Origin of the sequence: Coleofasciculus sp. F4-SAH-05, from assembly GCF_040222985.1 — a bacterium.
GTDB classification, from domain to species: domain Bacteria; phylum Cyanobacteriota; class Cyanobacteriia; order Cyanobacteriales; family Coleofasciculaceae; genus Coleofasciculus; species Coleofasciculus chthonoplastes.
This window is the reverse complement of sequence record NZ_JAVKBY010000252.1, coordinates 1-13,346: the sequence shown is the minus strand read 5'-3', so window position 1 is coordinate 13,346 and position 13,346 is coordinate 1. Positions and strand designations below refer to the sequence as shown.

The window sequence follows — 13,346 nt, the reverse complement described above, 5'->3', positions numbered from 1 at the left end:
CATCGCCATTTTTTCAACCAGCATTAGCCCTACTCTATAAAGCCAAAGATAGGGATGAAGTGCAGGTTACTTTTGCCATTGATGGTAGGCTATCCCCTGAGCATGAACAAGCTTTTTCTCGTGCTAATGGTGTGAAGAAACTCCGTATCCTGGAAAATATTAAGGACAGCGAATTCAAGACGTTAGCAGAGGATATTTTAGGACGTGAATTTGTGGCTCAAGCTCCACTCGCTGACGTGGAGAATCTGCAAGATAAGGTAGCTTCGATTCGCGCTACTATTGAAACCACTCGCCAGAGTATTGAACAAACCCAGACGGATCACGAAAAGAGAGAACTTGAGCAACAACTTCAAGCCGCTAACCAGGAAATAGAACAACTCCAGGCTCAACTCAATGCTGTTCCGATTCGTTGGTTAGAGGTTTACGAACATCGCCATTTGCTCGAACAGGCGCTCCGAGATAGTCAAGAACGTCTTTTAATTATTTCTCCTTGGATTCGAGCAAACGCGACAAATAAGTGGTTAATTCAACAGTTAGAGAAGCTTCTCAAGCGGGGAGTCAAGGTTTTTATTGGATATGGCTTAGGGGAAAAGGAAGATCAGAAAACCCGCGATAAGAAAGCAGAAAACGCGATAAAAAAATTAGAGCAGCAGTACGATAACTTTTGTCTCAAGCGTTTGGGTGATACCCACGCCAAAATCATTATCTCTGACTCCAAGTTTGCTATTGTCACCAGTTTTAACTGGCTGTCATTTAAGGGAGATCCCAACCGCACATTCCGGGATGAACGGGGAACATTAGTATCTGATTTGCCAAAAATTCAGGAATTATTCGACAAAGAGACGCAGCGATTTTAACTTGAGGTTCGTTCGTAGTAAGGGCTTTAGCCCTAGATTTGGTTAGGTAACCTTGTAATCTTGTAGGGGCGAGTCGCTGGACTAAGCTGTCATGCATTTAAATTGGGTATTAGTAGCGAGCAAGATGCTCGCACTACCATCCTTTCGCCATTATTGACATTAAGGTTTAAATGCCGAACAGCTTATCATCAAGGGGAAATTCATTAATTTTCTCGACTCGCCCCGCTATTATTAAGGGGAAATTCATTAATTTTGTTGAGGAACCCGAATCTTTTGTCACTCCAGAATCAAGGATAACTTGGTGGGTTAGGTTGGATAGATCATTCAATGGTTCGTTTCCGTGGGTTGAGTACCGCCTAACCCACCCTACTGACCCAATTTTTCGGTCACTCCAAATGTAAACTTTTATAACGCTTTATCCCCTCACCCAAGCCTAGTGGTAGGATGAACAACTAAAGCTAGGGGTGCCTGAGCAACCAGGCTGAGATTACACCCTGAGAACCTGAGACTGGTTAAGACCAGCGGAGGGAAGCTGTTTATTAAAAGGAATGTAAATATGAGATCACAATGGGTTGCCAAGCGGCAAGGACAGGGTAATGTTACACAAATGCACTACGCCCGCCAAGGTGTGATTACCGAGGAAATGGATTATGTCGCAAGGCGGGAAAACCTCTCCCCCGAATTGATTCGGGATGAAGTGGCGCGGGGACGATTGATTATTCCTGCCAACATTAACCATACCAACTTAGAACCGATGGCGATCGGCATCGCGTCTAAGTGTAAAGTCAATGCCAATATCGGTGCGTCTCCTAATTCTTCTAATATTGACGAAGAAGTCGCCAAGTTGAACCTGGCGGTTAAATATGGCGCGGATACGGTGATGGATTTATCCACGGGGGGCGGAAACCTAGATGAAATCCGCACGGCGATTATCAACGCTTCCCCTGTACCCATTGGTACGGTACCCGTGTACCAAGCCCTGGAAAGCGTTCACGGTACGATAGAAAACCTGACGGCGGATGATTTTCTCCACATTATTGAGAAACACGCCCAGCAGGGGGTTGATTACCAAACCATCCACGCGGGACTTCTGATTGAACATCTACCCTTGGTTAGAAATCGCCTCACTGGGATTGTCTCTCGCGGTGGCGGTATCCTGGCGAAGTGGATGCTGCACCACCATAAGCAGAATCCTCTCTACACTCACTTCGACGATATTATCGAGATTTTCAAGAAGTACGATGTCTCGTTCAGTTTAGGCGATTCCCTGCGTCCAGGATGTACCCATGATGCCTCTGATGAAGCGCAATTAGCTGAACTGAAAACCTTGGGACAACTAACTCGCCGCGCTTGGGAACATGATGTGCAAGTGATGGTGGAAGGTCCCGGTCATGTGCCGATGGATCAAATTGAGTTTAATGTAAAGAAGCAGATGGAAGAGTGTTCCGAAGCACCGTTCTATGTGCTCGGACCCTTGGTGACTGATATTGCTCCGGGTTATGACCATATCACGTCCGCGATCGGGGCAGCCATGGCGGGGTGGTATGGGACAGCCATGCTGTGTTATGTGACGCCGAAAGAACACTTAGGATTACCCGATGCTGAAGATGTGCGAAATGGCTTAATTGCCTATAAAATAGCTGCCCATGCTGCTGATATTGGACGCCATCGTCCCGGCGCACGCGACAGAGATGATGAACTCTCCCGCGCCCGTTATAACTTCGACTGGAACCGCCAGTTTGAGTTGGCACTTGACCCCGACAGAGCAAAAGAATATCACGACGAAACCTTGCCAGCAGATATCTATAAAACGGCTGAATTCTGTTCAATGTGTGGACCCAAGTTCTGCCCAATGCAAACCAAGGTTGATGCGGATGCGTTGACAGAATTGGAGAAGTTCTTAGCCAAGGAACCTGTTAAGCAAAGCTAGCTTAAAATTATAACACATAGAACAAGAGGGTGGGTATTACCCACCTTTTTTTCTTGTTTATTAACTGGAATTGATTCTTAGGGCTTATGCAGGTTTTCACCGTTTCAGTCAAAATAGTTACCAGCAAGTCATTAATGTTCATGCTTCAAGTGGTGTGGCTACCATTTAGATACATTGTGCAGTGTTTCAAAACGGTTAACCCTTGTTTAAGCCGAATCGTCAACGTAGAAGGTTAAAAAAAAATCTGACTAGAGGAATTGTCAGTATCATCAGATGGCTGGCAAAACTCGGTAAAGGTTTATATAACACGATCGCGTCGCTGCGATCGCATCAGCCGCATCAGTCCTCCTCTACTCCACCCCCGATGCAAGCTGCACCCTTACCTGGCAACGAAGCAGAACGGCTCAAGGCTCTTCAGGGATACAACATCCTTGATACATTGCCCGAACAAGACTTTGATGACATGACGATGTTAGCCTCGCACATCTGTGGGACTCCCATCGCCCTGATTAGCCTGATTGATCAAAATCGCCAGTGGTTTAAGTCAAAAGTTGGCATCGAGGCGCAAGAAACACCCAGAGACCAGGCATTTTGCGCTCATGCTATTCTGAATCCCAAAGATATCATGGTTGTACCCAATGCCTTAGAAGACGAGCGGTTTGCCGGGAACCCTCTGGTAACGTCTGATCCGAATATTCGATTTTATGCTGGTGCTCCTTTAGTAACTGAAGATGGTTTTCCCCTGGGAACCCTCTGTGTGATTGACCAGATTCCTCACGATCTCACACCGCAACAGATCAACGCCCTGCAAGCCCTCAGCCGTCAGGTGATTAACCAAATGGAACTACGGTTGAATTTAACCCGATTAAATCGCCAAGTTGCTAGGCGTCAGGAAGTCGAAGCCAAGCAGCGAGTCTCAGATCAGCAAGTCGTCGAACTCCTGGAAAGCATGACTGATGGGTTTTTTGCCTTAGATCGGAAATGGCGGTTTACCTACGTTAATCAAGTCGGCGCTCAAATTTTACAGCGCCAACCTGAAGAATTACTGTGTCAGAATATCTGGGACACTTTTCCCGATGCGGTGGGTTCAAAATTTGATCGGCAATATCACAAAGCGATGGATAAACAGAGTCCTGTCACCTTTGAAGCCTTCTACCCACCCATCAAATGCTGGTTTGAAGTGCGGGTGTTTCCCTCCTATGAAGGACTCTCAGTTTTCTTTCATGATATTACCCAACGCAAGCAAACCGATGCGGCTTTAAAACGGGAAAAGCAAAAAGTTGAGAACTTGTTACTGAATATTCTGCCCCAACCCATTGCCAAGCAGTTGCAACATGAACCAGGATTAATCGCCCAGAAACATGAAGATGTGACCATTTTATTTGCCGACTTGGTAAAGTTCACTCAACTAGCCGGTCAGATTTCTCCCCAAGAACTGGTTAGCTTGCTCAATATGATCGTTTCGGCGTTTGATCGATTAGCCCAAAAGCATGGCTTGGAAAAAATTAAGACCATTGGTGATGCTTATATGGTGGTTGGCGGACTACCTACCCCTCAGAGCAACCATGTCGATGCGATCGCGCAAATGGCACTGGATATGCAACAAAGCCTTGAACACATCAACACCTCAACGGGTAAGAATTTTCGTTTGCGGATTGGGATTAACACTGGAGTCGTCATTGCTGGCGTCATTGGCACGACTAAGTTTAGCTATGATATTTGGGGTGACGCGGTGAATATCGCTAGCCGCATGGAATCTCGCGGTCAACCGGACAAAATTCAGGTGACTGAGACAACGTATCAGCGCTTGCGAGACAAGTATGAGTTAGTCGAACGGGGGTTTATCCGGGTTAAAGGCAAGGGGAAGATGAAAACCTATTGGTTAATTGGTAAGAAGCCGTCAATTGTACAACAGTAAGAAGTAGGCGAACCGCTCGCACTCCTATTCCCTTCTACCTTCTGCCTTCTACTATAAATCGTGACCAATTTGAGGGTTAATGTATGTCTCACAATCTACAGAGGAAGCAGGAAAACTGAATGATATCGCTAACGCCATACCAGAAAGAATTAAGAACATGAGCCAGGATTTGCGGCGTTGGTGTTCATCGGATTGCGTGTGTTCATCCATTAGCCAATTCCACAGTAGGAAGCACAGACTGACTCCCGGTTCTAGGTGGGATTTGAATAACCAGCCGATGAGGTTAGGAATTAGGAATTCGGCTAATAGCCAGAGTTTCTTTTTCCAGGTTTTGGATGTTTGAGATTTCATGGTTTGACCTCGTTTAATTTTGGGTTATGAGGTCTATTGTGGCGATGGAATAAACAGATTGAAAACTGGAATAAATAGTTAGAAAAAGTTATTTGATTGATTGGTGTGGTGGTAAATTGCAGTTATAGCAGTAGACACATCGATTAGGACAAACGAACTGTTGTAGAGACGTTGCATGCAACGTCTCTACTAAATGATGCGTCTTAACCGCTATGGCGATTACTATAATTGTCTGTCAATAGGGGTAAATGGTTTATAAATAGTCGGAAATAATTGGAAATAGCTGGAAATAGTAGGTTTTATTTTTTAGGGTGTTCCTACTGACAATTTACATCGGTTTTGCTACGTTAAATGTAGGGGCGCAAGGCTTGCTATCTAGGTCAAGTTAAGCCACAATCCCCCTCACCATCAGCTTAAGCCAGCCCTCACCCCCAGCCCCTCTCCCAACCCCCCTCGTTCCCCCCTACCCCCCACATTCCCCCCTACAAGAGGGGGGAGGACTAAGGATGCTTCGCTTTTTTGGCAAGGGGGGAGGACTAAGGATGCTTCGCTTTTTTGGCACGGGAGAGGGGAGCAAGAGGGGAGAAAGAGGGGAACAAAAAGGGATTAAGCAGCTAACTTTTCACGGTATGTGACACAAGGAAGGGAGGTAAGTTTTGATCCTTTGCTTCGTTCAAGGGAACCTAGTTTTGAGTGAGAGATTGTGTAGGGGCGGGTTTCACTACTATCTTTTCGGTTGCATCCAGATGTGACTAAACCCGCCCCGATTCAGGTTTCTAGACTTCCCCTAAAAAGTTAGGCTTTGAAGGGAGACGGGAGGGGGATAAAAGCGGGTTAGGGGATGAGGGTGAAAATGTCAAAAACCTAGGGTTAACACTATGAATTACAATCAAAACTTTTTGGACGATATCAACCAGCAGTTATTTCCACGAGATATTACCGATAAAAATCTCAGAAAACGCATCTTCTTTCCGCTGCGGTTTCAGCGGCGGGAGTCTCAGCCGTCTCATCCGGAAATCGCCAAACAAATGAGTAAGACAGAACCGTTACAGGGGGTTAATTGTCAAACCTCAATTAATACAACGGTACAAAATGTAATTCGGCGGCTGGTGGAGGTGTTTGGTGAGGAAATGGCAAACGATGGGGTGAATACAGCGCCGTTAATTCAGCGACAACGGGGTAAAAAAGGCGCGTGGGAGGTGGTTTATCAGTGGTTGTGGGAGGATAAGTTTCCCCGATGGCAATTGGATTGGATTTGGCAGGGGTTGGTAAAGCAGGCGGATTCTCCAGCAGATTGGATTCGATTTACTCCGGTTAAGCCGGGGGATAGGAAATTAGTGGTTCCTCTGGGGAAGATGCGAGAACAACCTGTGATTGGCTTGAATATTCCCTCGATGATGCATATTGATTTAGAGTGTGAGGCGGGACATTTATTATTACTGAATCGCGGCAGTGAGAGTCAGTATGTAATGTGTCCATCAGCCGCATTTGCGCCAAGGACATCGCCTCACCGGAGAAACAATTCTCGTGCCTCAGCTTGGGGCAATGTGTGAGCAAGATAAAATTAAGTTTGATAGTCCAGGAAAAGAAGAGTTTCTGGGGATTGTAGTGAATCGCTGGTTAGAGTTTCCCTGGTTAAAACCGAATGAGGAGGAACCTGCACCGATTTGGGATACTGAACGGTTGCATCAATTGTGGGTTAATTTGGAAGGAGAGGAAAATTGGCGGGGGTTTTATCAGGCGTTTGAGGTGGTGGAGGTGTAGATAGACGGCTAAACCTTAATCGTTTATGTTCAATCTTCTGTTTATGTAAACGTTCTGAATACTGAGGAGAAACACCAATGGATGAACAACGAATGACTGCCTATATTAACCTGATTGAATCTCTGTTGAATTGTCCCAATGGGGAAAAATTCTCCTTATTGCAGGCGAACGCCGAATTAGTGGATGAGGAGTTTGTGCAGGTAATGAAAGCAGTTGCGGCACAAATGGCTGAGGCGGGAAATGAGAATGCCGCGAAGTGGTTACTAGCGTTAGCAGCAAAATTAGCGGAAATGCTGGGGAGTTACTCAACCTCTCCCCCTGCCCCTCTCCTGCAAGGAGAGGGGAGTATTTCTCGCCTCTTCGCTAGTAGGTTGGGAGGGTTAGGTTCAACCTCGGTAACACCTCAAGATTATCTCGATTTCTTGATGTCTGTATTGCAGGTAGTGGCAGATGACCCTTGTCCCCAATCAATATACCCTCTGCTACAAAATAATCTGGATAAGCTGGATGACAACTTAGCCCAGATATTGGCAGCTTTGGGAATAGAAACATTCACTGAAATTGAACCAGATGCTGGTGAATTTATCGCTGAGAAGATTGGCAATTTTAGTAATTTGATTCAACACTTCCCCTTGGGGAATATCGCTAGTAACAAAGAAATTGCTATTGCTGGCTATCAAGCCGTTGCTGCCATTTTTACCCAGTCAGACTTTCCCCAAGATTGGGCAACCACTCAAAACAATCTGGGGAATGCCTATAGCGATAGAATACGCGGGGATAGGGCTGAGAACCTAGAAGCGGCGATCTCACATTATCATAACGCTTTACTTGTCTATACCCAGTCCGACTTTCCCCAACAATGGGCAGGTACTCAAAACAATCTGGCTCTTGCTTAAGCTGTCATGCATTTAAATTGGGTATTAGTAGCGAGCAAGATGCTCGCACTACAAGGATTTCGTCATTATTGACATTAAGGTTTAAATGCCGAACAGCTTACTATCATAGAATTTCGGGGGATAAGGTAGAGAATATAGAAGAAGCGATCGCACATTATCATAACGCCTTACTTGTCTATACCCAGTCAGACTTCCCCCAAGATTGGGCAATGACTCAAAACAATCTAGCTCTTGCCTACAATCATAGAATTCGTGGGGATAATGCAGAAAATATAGAAGAAGCGATCGCACATTATGATAACGCTTTAGTTGTCCGTACCCAGTCAGACTTTCCCCAAGATTGGGCAACCACTCAAAACAATCTGGCGGCTGCTTATACTGATAGAATACGTGGGGATAGGGCACAGAATTTAGAAGCCGCGATCGCACATTATGATAACGCCTTAGTTGTCTATACCCAGTCAGACTTTCCCCAACAATGGGCAATGACTCAAAACAATCTGGGGATTGCCTACAGCGATAGAATACGCGGGAATAAGGCGGAGAATTTAGAAGCGGCGATCGCACATTATCATCAGGCTTTACTTATCCTTAAACAGTCCGACTTTCCCCAAGATTGGGCAATGACTCAAATCAATCTGGCGACTGCCTATAGTGATAGAATACGCGGGGATAGGGCTGAGAATCGAGAAGCGGCGATTGCACATTGTAAAAAAGCTTTACTGGTCTATACTCCCAATAATATCCCAATTGAATGCTTCAAAACTAGCTGTAATTTAGGCAACCTCGCCTGGGATAATCACGATTTTATATTAACGATTCAAAGCTACGAACTAGCCATCCAAGCAGTCGAACAAAGCCGCAATTGGGTGATTGATGAAGAACGCCGCCAAGAGATTCTCACGGATTCAATTAACGTGTACGAAAGAATCATCCAAGCTTATCTGAATATTGGTGAAATTGGCAAGGCTTTAGAATATACCGAACGCTTCCGTTGTCAACGCCTAGTTGAATTGATGGCGAGTGATGTGCTTAACCCAGGGGGAGAAATTATTCCAGAAATCCAAGAATTGTTAATCGACTATGAAGAATTGCACCAGCGGATTAATAGCCTACGGTTTAGTTCTCAAACAGAAGCGACGTCAGCATTAACCGGGAGTCGTCGATTACCGGATGGGGAAGCATTAACAGCACACCAAGCAGAAATTGAGAGATTAGAGGAACAAAAACAACAGGTTTGGAAACAACTACGCCGTTATGATCCGGTATTGGCGGGACAAATTCAGGTAGAACATCTGAATTTAAACCAGATGCAGGAGTTAATCGAAAATGATACTACTGCCTTGCTGAGTTTCTATACTACAGATGATGATACTCATATTTTTATCCTGCTTAAGGATAAGAGTCCACAAGTCTATACCTGCCAAGGACAGGGGTTTAAAACATTCCAGATGTGGATAATTGAGAACTGGTTTATTCCCTATATTGAGGCAAATGCAGAATGGCGAGAAAAGATGGGAAGCTTTCTCCAAGAACTCGCCCAGCGTTTGCAGTTAAAGGATTTGATTTCTCAGTATCTCACCGGAATTGAGGAATTAATTATTGTGCCGCATTTGTTCTTACATCAAATGCCCTTTGCCGCGTTGCCGATTGATGGGATAGAGACGTTCCTACGGAAGGGGGAGAATTCCAAGCCTCTCTCCTTGCAGGAGAGAGGTTTGGAGAGAGGTTTTCTAGATCCCGTGAAAAGTAAGGGAGATGGAGAAACACGGGGGTTAGTCATTGGCAAAAAATCTCAACCCAAAGTAACCGTAACTCCCACTACCTATTTAGGCGATTTATTCCGGATTCGGATTGTACCAAGCTGCCAAATTCTCTACTATTGCCAGCAACGCCCGCCAATCCCAAATCAGCCGACAATGGGTATTGTTGAAGATGCCACAGAAGACTTACTGTTCACCCGCTACGAATGCGAAACCCTTGCCCAATCCTACGGCGTGTCTGCCGATAAACGCCTGCAAGGGCGCAAGGCGACAGTAACCGAATATCAAACCTTAGCCTCACAGGTGCAAATTCTCCACTCTAGCCATCATGCCACATCGAATCCGATGCAACCTCTAGACTCTTATTTAGTATTAGGAGATGGTTCTCTAACCCTGAGTCAACTCATCAGCCCCGGTTGGCGAATGCCCAATTTATCTGATGTATTTGCTTGCTGCTGCGAGGTCAATTTTAGTGTTAACGAAGTTACCGATGATTTACTCAGTTTAGCCACAGGATTTCTCTGTGCTGGAGCCAGGAATGTAGTGAGTACCCAGTGGTCAGTAGAGGACTTAGCCAGCGCCCTGTTAGCGATTTTTTACTACAATTTTCGTCAGGCGGGGATGAGCCGTTCTCAGGCGTTACAGCAGGGGCAGATTAAACTGCGGAATTTAACCGGAGAGGAGTTTGCCAGGAATTATCAAGGGGAGATTGGCAAGTCGTTGCAACAGCAGTATGATCAGGCGATGATTCGGCGGAATGATGCCAACGTTAAAGGTGATGTGGCTGAGTGCCAGAAGTGGCAGGATTTAGCGGATAAGATTCAGGTACAGCAGCAGCGTTTGCAGTCGTTGGCGAAAGAGAAACAGCCTTTTTATCATCCCTATTATTGGGCAGGTTTTGTCTCTCAGGGATTGGCTTGATATTGTGTTAGAGACGTTGCATGCAACGTCTCTACATCCATAAAAATGATCTGTAGATAAGGGATTACAAATTTTTGCTATCCTGTTGGCGCTGTTGATAACGTTGTTGAATATCCTGAATCGTAAACACCGCTTGAAACTTTAACCCAACCGACTGGTAAAATTCAGCACCGCCTTGCTGACGGTCAACCAACGCCAGCACCTGATCCACCTGATACCCCGCCTCTCGCAGTCGCTCAACGGCTTTCATTGCCGATTGTCCTGTGGTTACCACATCTTCTAACACCACAACCTTGGCGCCGGCTGGCAGATTCGGACCCTCGATATATGCCCTTGTACCATGTCCTTTGGCTTCTTTACGAATAATTAAAGCAGGAATAGGTCGATTTGCGATCGCGGACACCACACTCACCGCACTGACAATCGGATCAGCGCCCAAGGTTAAACCCGCAACAGCTTGGGTATCCTGGGGGAGGTAAGAAAGTAGCAATTGTCCAATCGCTAATCCTCCGTGAGGATGCAGCGTCACCTGTTTACCATTAATGTAATAGGAACTGCGCTGTCCCGATGAGAGAACAAAGTCTCCCTCTTGGTAAGCCAGTTGACAAAATAAATCCAGCAGTAACTGACGCTCTTGCGTTAATGGGGTTGAGGTATCCAGAGAAAGCAATGGTTTACTGTTGTCAGTCATGATAGTTCAGAGGGTGAAAATCCAACCACCACTATACTGAATTCAAGTATTCAGAATATTATTGAGGAAAAGTGAGGCGAAGAATTATGCATAAGGGGTTGAGGATATTGCTCAGGGGTTTGGTCGTTGCGGCGTCCACGATAATGGCAGGCACAGCACTGGCACAAACAGAACCCTCAGACTTTGAGCCAATCCGCCTAGAAACGATTCCAGACACCTTTGAGCGAGCGTTTTTCAACGAATCGGGAACGTTTTACGAAAACCGCAGTCTCGGACGTCAGCTCGAATACATGATTGGTCCGGGTGGAATAGGGAGTGCGGCGTTTCCGGATTTGGAACTGGAGCGAGATGCCGAATTGATTAATATTCTCTACGAGGATGCATTAAACCGACAGTTTGCCAGTGATCCAGTGATTCGCACACCGGATTTACCGAATCCTTTTGACACCTCGGTGCGGTTATTGCCTGTCTCGGATCGCTTTAGACCCCAAGCGAGTCCGCGAATTGAAGGGACTGAGTTTTTCTTTGAAGCTCCATGACCACGGTAGCGGCTAGATATCAGCCACTTGAGCGGGGGAGGATTTCAAATTAAATCCAGGGTGCAGGAGTTGAACCTGCCTAGGGCGAATTATGAGTTCGCTGCCTCAACCGCTCGGCCAACCCTGGTTAATAGATCTTTACTCTATATTATAGTAATCGGAGTTGGAAGCAACCGTTGAGCTAGTCCTGATGCTCGTTGCCTATTGTAGAAGAATGCTTCTAGTACAAAGAGGCTCCGGGGCAGAGGGCAGAAGGCTGCACTTGTTCATGTTATCGGCTTTGTTGCCTATTGTTAAGGAGTGGGTATTTGCAGCCAAGCGGCATGAGTAGAATAATGGTGATGCTGGGAAATTCAGATTGCGATCGCGCCGCCGATCCAGAGTCTTAATTAAATGCAACATTTGCTATCGACTTTTTTTACCCCAACGAGAGTACGTGCAGTTAACACTGTTCGACTGTTAGCTCTGTTCGCCGGAAGCCCCACACCATACCTGTACCCAGGTTGGTGTCGGGATGGATAGGCGGGTCATTGTCGGTACAGAAATGACCAATAAATTAATCGGGTGAGTGTTGATTTTCGATGTACCTCTTTAGCGCTGAAACTGTAATTGGTGTATATTAAGATAGTCACCAGCCTTTGGGGAGACAATGAGAACCGCTTATCAGTACAAGCTACGCCCAACCAAACAGCAAGTCATTGAACTTGACAGATGGCTAGCTATGCTGTGCGCTCAGTACAACTATTTGTTGGCTGATAGATTCAACTGGTACGAGCAAAACCGTTCTCCAGTAAACGCTTGTCCCTTAATCTGTCATCTTCCTGAATTAAGAGACCCCCCAGATTACTATTCTCAGAAAAAAACTTTACCTCAACTAAAGAAAACCCATCCCTGGTATAAAGAAATTTACTCCCAAGTCCTACAGGATGTAGTCAAGAGAGTAAAGGTAACGTTTGATAAATTCCTCAAAGGCGATAGCAACGGCAAACGTAGCGGGAAGCCAAGGTTTAAAGCCCGTAACCGATATCGCACCTTGACTTATCCCCAGATGAAAGATGGGTGTTGGCAAGGTAATCTAATCAACTTACCGATGTTCGGCCAAGTTAAAGTTATCCTACATCGCTCTATCCCTGATGGATTCAAAATAAAAACAGCATCTGTTACCAAGAAAGCTGATGGTTACTATCTGACCTTATCCCTAGAAGACAAGACAGTTCCGGAAATAAAGCCAGATTTTCACCCAGATTCAATTACAGGGATTGACGTAGGTTTAAAGGAATTCTTGACAACTGCCGATGGTGAAACTATTGCGATACCTCAACATTACCGTAAAGCTCAAAAACGGTTAGGAGTTATCCAGAAACGGGTAGTCCGCCGAAAAAAGGGGAGTAAGGGTAGGCTTAAGGCTATCAAGCAACTAGGAAAACAACACAAGCAGGTAGCAGATAAACGGAAGGACTTTCACTTCAAGACAGCTAATTATCTGCTGTCGAAATATGATGTAGTTGCTCATGAAAATTTAAATATTAAAGGACTTGTTCGCACCCGATTGGCTAAATCTGTGTTGGATGCTGGGTGGTCAAACTTTCTGTCGATACTGACAAACAAAGCCGAGAATGCTGGGAAGTTGGTAATTCCAGTAAGCGCCCATAACACATCACAAGATTGCTCCAATTGCGGCGAGAAAGTACCCAAAAAGTTGCACGTTCGATGGCA

The 13,346-nt window shown here is 45.6% G+C and carries 9 protein-coding genes, 1 tRNA gene, 1 pseudogene and 1 riboswitch; of the genes and pseudogenes, 8 read left to right on the top strand and 3 right to left on the bottom strand.

Annotated elements, in window-relative coordinates:
• The first annotated feature begins 59 nt into the window (after positions 1–59).
• The 3 genes from RIG27_RS30775 (at position 60) to RIG27_RS30765 (ending at position 4,705) form a co-directional block, all read left to right on the top strand.
• Entirely contained in the window at positions 60–857 is a 798-nt protein-coding gene (locus tag RIG27_RS30775; RefSeq protein WP_446350895.1) for a phospholipase D-like domain-containing protein, read from the top strand.
• A 450-nt stretch (positions 858–1,307) separates the two neighbouring features.
• Positions 1,308–1,404: riboswitch (TPP riboswitch) on the top strand.
• Between the two features lie 9 nt (positions 1,405–1,413).
• Entirely contained in the window at positions 1,414–2,787 is a 1,374-nt protein-coding gene (thiC, locus tag RIG27_RS30770) for a phosphomethylpyrimidine synthase (protein ID WP_446350894.1), read from the top strand.
• A 202-nt stretch (positions 2,788–2,989) separates the two neighbouring features.
• Positions 2,990–4,705, top strand: coding sequence for an adenylate/guanylate cyclase domain-containing protein (locus RIG27_RS30765; protein ID WP_446350893.1), 1,716 nt, complete (start codon positions 2,990–2,992; stop codon positions 4,703–4,705).
• A 51-nt stretch (positions 4,706–4,756) separates the two neighbouring features.
• Here the strand turns inward: RIG27_RS30765 and RIG27_RS30760 are convergent, their stop codons facing one another.
• A complete protein-coding gene (locus RIG27_RS30760) occupies positions 4,757–5,056 on the bottom strand; it encodes a hypothetical protein (RefSeq protein WP_446350892.1) in 300 nt (99 codons plus the stop codon).
• Positions 5,057–5,934: 878 nt separating this feature from the next.
• On the opposite strand from RIG27_RS30760, the gene RIG27_RS30755 reads away from it, so the two are divergent.
• The 3 genes and pseudogenes from RIG27_RS30755 to RIG27_RS30745 all read left to right on the top strand — a co-directional run bounded on the left by RIG27_RS30755 (position 5,935) and on the right by RIG27_RS30745 (position 10,400).
• A complete protein-coding gene (locus RIG27_RS30755) occupies positions 5,935–6,609 on the top strand; it encodes a hypothetical protein (RefSeq protein ID WP_446350891.1) in 675 nt (224 codons plus the stop codon).
• Positions 6,602–6,820, top strand: coding sequence for a hypothetical protein (locus RIG27_RS30750; protein ID WP_446350890.1), 219 nt, complete (start codon positions 6,602–6,604; stop codon positions 6,818–6,820). Before RIG27_RS30755 ends, RIG27_RS30750 begins: the two co-directional genes overlap by 8 nt.
• 224 nt (positions 6,821–7,044) lie before the next feature.
• A pseudogene (locus RIG27_RS30745) lies at positions 7,045–10,400 on the top strand (CHAT domain-containing protein).
• Between the two features lie 64 nt (positions 10,401–10,464).
• On the opposite strand, the gene pyrE reads toward RIG27_RS30745, so the two are convergent.
• Positions 10,465–11,091 (bottom strand): orotate phosphoribosyltransferase, encoded by a 627-nt coding sequence (gene pyrE, locus RIG27_RS30740; protein WP_446350889.1) that lies wholly within the window; start codon positions 11,089–11,091, stop codon positions 10,465–10,467.
• A gap of 119 nt (positions 11,092–11,210) precedes the next feature.
• On the opposite strand from pyrE, the gene RIG27_RS30735 reads away from it, so the two are divergent.
• Positions 11,211–11,630 carry a hypothetical protein gene (locus RIG27_RS30735; RefSeq protein WP_446350888.1) on the top strand — a complete coding sequence of 140 codons (420 nt, stop codon included), beginning with the start codon at positions 11,211–11,213 and terminating at the stop codon, positions 11,628–11,630.
• 54 nt (positions 11,631–11,684) lie between these two features.
• On the opposite strand, the gene RIG27_RS30730 is transcribed toward RIG27_RS30735, so the two are convergent.
• Positions 11,685–11,757, bottom strand: a tRNA-Ile gene (locus RIG27_RS30730).
• Between the two features lie 522 nt (positions 11,758–12,279).
• Between RIG27_RS30730 and RIG27_RS30725 the strand changes: the two genes are divergently transcribed.
• Positions 12,280–13,346, top strand: a 1,067-nt coding sequence (locus RIG27_RS30725; protein ID WP_446350887.1) for an RNA-guided endonuclease InsQ/TnpB family protein, incomplete at its 3' end; no start/stop codon positions are given.